The organism is Bradyrhizobium sp. PRIMUS42, assembly GCF_023006515.1.
GTDB lineage: Bacteria > Pseudomonadota > Alphaproteobacteria > Rhizobiales > Xanthobacteraceae > Bradyrhizobium.
This window is the reverse complement of record NZ_JALBGZ010000607.1, coordinates 1-3,812: the sequence shown is the minus strand read 5'-3', so window position 1 is coordinate 3,812 and position 3,812 is coordinate 1. Positions and strand designations below refer to the sequence as shown.

At 59.8% G+C, this 3,812-nt stretch carries 3 protein-coding genes and 1 pseudogene; all 4 read right to left on the bottom strand.

Annotated features, from left to right (window positions below; all coding sequences use genetic code 11):
- Positions 1 to 99: pseudogene (livG, locus tag MOV75_RS30300) on the bottom strand (high-affinity branched-chain amino acid ABC transporter ATP-binding protein LivG); the annotation flags it as partial.
- Between the two features lie 193 nt (positions 100 to 292).
- On the bottom strand, positions 293 to 1,393 hold the full coding sequence (locus MOV75_RS30295) for an NADH:flavin oxidoreductase (RefSeq protein ID WP_246931244.1): 1,101 nt from the start codon (positions 1,391 to 1,393) through the stop codon (positions 293 to 295).
- A gap of 607 nt (positions 1,394 to 2,000) precedes the next feature.
- Complete coding sequence (locus tag MOV75_RS30290) at positions 2,001 to 2,801, bottom strand: SDR family oxidoreductase (protein WP_246931245.1); 801 nt, start codon at positions 2,799 to 2,801, stop codon at positions 2,001 to 2,003.
- Positions 2,802 to 2,871: 70 nt separating this feature from the next.
- Entirely contained in the window at positions 2,872 to 3,450 is a 579-nt protein-coding gene (locus tag MOV75_RS30285) for a TetR/AcrR family transcriptional regulator (protein WP_246931247.1), read from the bottom strand.
- Positions 3,451 to 3,812: the final 362 nt, after the last annotated feature.

Here is a 3,812-nt window from a genome sequence, read left to right as displayed (position 1 = left end):
GGACACGCCGTTGAGCGCGATGATGCCGCCGAACACGACGCTGACGTCGCGAACCGCGAGCAGGGGCGATGTCCCCTGCGCGAGCTGTGCCTGCGTCATCTCGTCTCGCCCTTGTCGTTCGGCGACCTGGTGAGCGACCGCGCTCCGCAACGACGACGGCTATCCAATCCCCTCCGCTTCTCGCGCACTTTTCCCTCCTGATTGCGTCATTGTTTTTTTGGGATTTGATGTCGCAACTTGCGCATCTCCTCCAATCCCGGTGCTCAAAAGAGCAATCAACGCGTTCCGACGTTCAGCTCAAGGTCGCAAATGCAGAGCGATCGAAAGCCATCAGTTCAGCGGCTCGTCCGTCACGCACCTTCAAAAGCCATTGCGGATCCTGAAGCAGCGCCCGGCCAACGGCCACGAGATCGAATTCCTCTCGGTCCAGACGACGGACCAGTTCGTCCAAGGATGCCGGTCGCGAACTCTCTCCGCCGTATGCGGCGATGAACTCACCCGTCAGCCCCACTGAGCCGACCGAAATCGTCGGCAAGCCAGTCACCTTTTTCGCCCACCCGGCAAAATTCAGATCCGAACCCTCGAATTCCGCCTCCCAGAAGCGCCGCTGCGAGCAATGAAGAATGTCAACACCGGCTTCACGCAGAGGCATCAACCACGCCTCCAATTCGCGCGGCGTGCTGGCGAGCTTTACGGCGAAGTCCTGCTGCTTCCACTGGCTGATCCGAAGCAATATCGGAAACTCAGGGCCGACCGATTTACGCACCGCGCGCACGATGTCGGCGGCGAAACGCGCTCTCCCGGGTAGATTTCTGCCACCATACGCATCTTCTCTGCGATTGGTCCCTTCCCAGAAAAATTGGTCGATCAGATAGCCGTGCGCTCCATGCAGCTCGACGGCATCGAAATTCGAGCGCTTGGCGGCAAGAGCGGCATCCGCGAAGGCCCGAATGGCGTCCGCGATATCCTCATCGCTCATCGGGACGCCAAGATTCTTCTCGGGTCGCGAAAGCCCCGAAGGGCTGTCGTAGGCGCCTGGAGGCTGCCAGTCTTTCTCGCGCGTGCGGACGGCGCCGACGTGCCAAAGCTGAGGCGCCATCAGTCCGCCGGCATCGTGGACTTCGTCCACGATGCGACGCCAGCCGGCGAGCTCCTGCACGCCGTGAAACCGAGGGACGTTCGGGTCGTTCAAAGAAGCCGGGCGATCAACCCCTGTGCCCTCCGAAATGATAAGTCCGACCCCGCCTTCGGCCCGGCGACGGTAATACTGCGCTACATCTGCGGTAACTACGCCATTTGGAGAGAACGAGCGGGTCATCGGCGCCATAACGACGCGATTTGGAAGGCTCAGGCCTTTATGTGTGAACGGCCGGAAAAGAACGTCGATCGCCATTTGGGCTCCAGACTCGCTCTAACCTAGCGAAGTTCGGTGCGAGCGATCGAGCTCGCGATTGCGATTGCGATTCGGAGTGCGCTCATCGACGACCATCACCTTCCCCCCTTTTCGGCGAATTCTTGGATTGGCTCGTTTTGCAAGGAGCGCCTCCATATACAGTTCTAAATAAGAACCGTCAATGAAGCTTGATCAAACTTTTTCTTATCGATGGCTCCGCTTAGACACTATGACGCAGTTCTTTTTAGGAATTTTTATCGAGGTCAGCTGGTCTGGAGATTTCGACCGCGCTGGTCGGGGGCGTTGTGCGCGGTCTCACGAACCTGTTCGGTGACGCTCTTCAAACCCGCTTGCGCGAACGCGGGTCATTTCACAGCTCGCAACGGCTCAAGCCGCCGGACCATCGTCGAGCGCGCCGCGTTCGCGCGCGCCATGATCCGACAACTGTCGATCCGTTCTTCGATGGTTGGTGCTGAGGTCGAGCTTCAATTACGAGAGCTTCGGCTCGTATCCGCGCTTGCTTGCACACGCGCCTTTTCTGCGACCTCTGCCAAGAGTCAAGAACCCGCGCTGGTTCGGCAAGCGCCCGCACCCGGGCGCTCCGGAGTCAAGCGTCCATTATTCTTTTCATCGTGGCCCTTTGCATTGATCGCGGTGTCAGACGATTTGAAAAGGCGGCCATTTTGTTCGAGAAGCCTGCGACCACCATAGCCTTTCCTTGCAGCAATGCCTGAATTCCGCTCGCGGCGACCGGGCGCGGCTTCATGGTGAGAAGGCGCAGCAAGGCCGATGCGGTTGCGCCGGCTGCCGCATCGAAGCCCGTCGCGGTGTGCCCCGGGCAGAGACTGGTAACGACCACACCGCGCGGGCGGAGTTCGTCATGCAGAGCCTCGCCAAGGGCGAGGACATAAGCCTTGGTCGCCGCATAGGCCGCATAGCTGGGGACGGCCTGGAAGGCCAGAAGGCTGGCGATGAGAAGGATATGTCCGGATCGCCGCTTAGCCATGTCGTGGCCGAACAGATAGGTCAGCTCTGTGAGCGTCGTGATGTTGAGCTGGATCATGTTCGCGGTATGCTCGATCGGCGTGTCCAAAAAATCGCCGTGCAAGCCGAAGCCGGCATTGTTCACCAAAATGTCGATCGTCACCGACTTCGCGTCGAGATTGCTTTTCAGGCGGGTGGCCGCGCCCGGCGCGGCAAGATTGATCGCCTCGACCAGCACATCCACCCCGTATTTGCGGCGGAGATCGGAGGCAAGCCTGTCCATCGGCTCTTGCCGTCGAGCCGCCAGTACGAGATTGACTTTCTGCGCCGCCAGGAGATCTGCGAATTCAAGGCCGAGGCCACTCGACGCGCCCGTGATCAGAGCCCATTTTCCGGCGAAGCTTTCCGTTGCTTCTTTCGACATCGTTCTCTTTCTAATTTGATCCGCGAATGGGCCTCGGGCACGTTCTCAATCCGAACACCGGCCCATCCTTTCAAGCGGCAGCGGCATCTCGAACCTGTTTCGCCGCGGCATCCAGAACGGCCTGAGCCAGATCAGGGTCGTTGATCACGCGCGATAGCGTCACCGCGCCCACCATCGTCGCGAGAATGGCCATGGCCTTGCTGCGGGAGGCCTCGTCGCCAGCTCCGGCGATGAAGCGGCCGAGCACGTCGAGATGGGCTTTGATGCCCGCTTCGAATTCCGCCTTCACCTCGAGGCCCTGACGCGCGGCATCCGAGCCGAGCGCCACGATCGGGCAACCGTCCATCTTTTCTCCGCGATGGTCGCCGCTGAGGTAGAACCCGATCACCGCGCCAAGCGGATCCTCAGGATTCTGGGTGGCAGCATCCGTCCATCGGCCGGACGCGCTCTCCAATGCGCGCCTCGACGCCTCGACCGCCAGATCCTCTTTTGACGCGAATTGCTTGTAGAAGGCGCCCTGGGTTAGCCCGGCCCCCTTCATCAGGTCCTTGAGCCCAATGCCATCAAAGCCGCGCTCCCTGAAGAGGCGACTGGCCACATTGATCACGGTTTGGCGGTTCTCGGCCGCCTGGGTGCGACTCACTCGCATCGTGGACCTCCATTTGGATTTCGTTCCACTTCTATATCCCATATAGAGTTCAACTGCAATCTATCAATCTCATCCCTGGATTTGGCACTCCGCGAGGAAACCTTCGATCTGGAGATCACGCTTTCGTTATCATCCCAAAATTAGATTGCGACCGACTTCTAACTTCGATATAGATTTCGTACACAATCTAAAACTCAAAGGAGACGGTCGTGAAAAGGGGTGTTGCGATTTTGGCCGGTATTCTGGTCCCAGCGGGGGTGGCGACCTTCGTTGCTCTTGCGATTCCCTCCCATGAAGCCTCGGCGGTCAGCGACCCCCGGCAGGAGCCCCCGATGGTCCGTCTGGTCACGGCCTCGCGGGTC

Coding starts and splice junctions, on each gene's coding strand:
- MOV75_RS30295 (WP_246931244.1), bottom strand. CDS start 1,393: ATGGCGATCGACGTTCTTTTCCGGCCGTTCACACATAAAGGCCTGAGC.
- MOV75_RS30290 (WP_246931245.1), bottom strand. CDS start 2,801: ATGTCGAAAGAAGCAACGGAAAGCTTCGCCGGAAAATGGGCTCTGATC.
- MOV75_RS30285 (WP_246931247.1), bottom strand. CDS start 3,450: ATGCGAGTGAGTCGCACCCAGGCGGCCGAGAACCGCCAAACCGTGATC.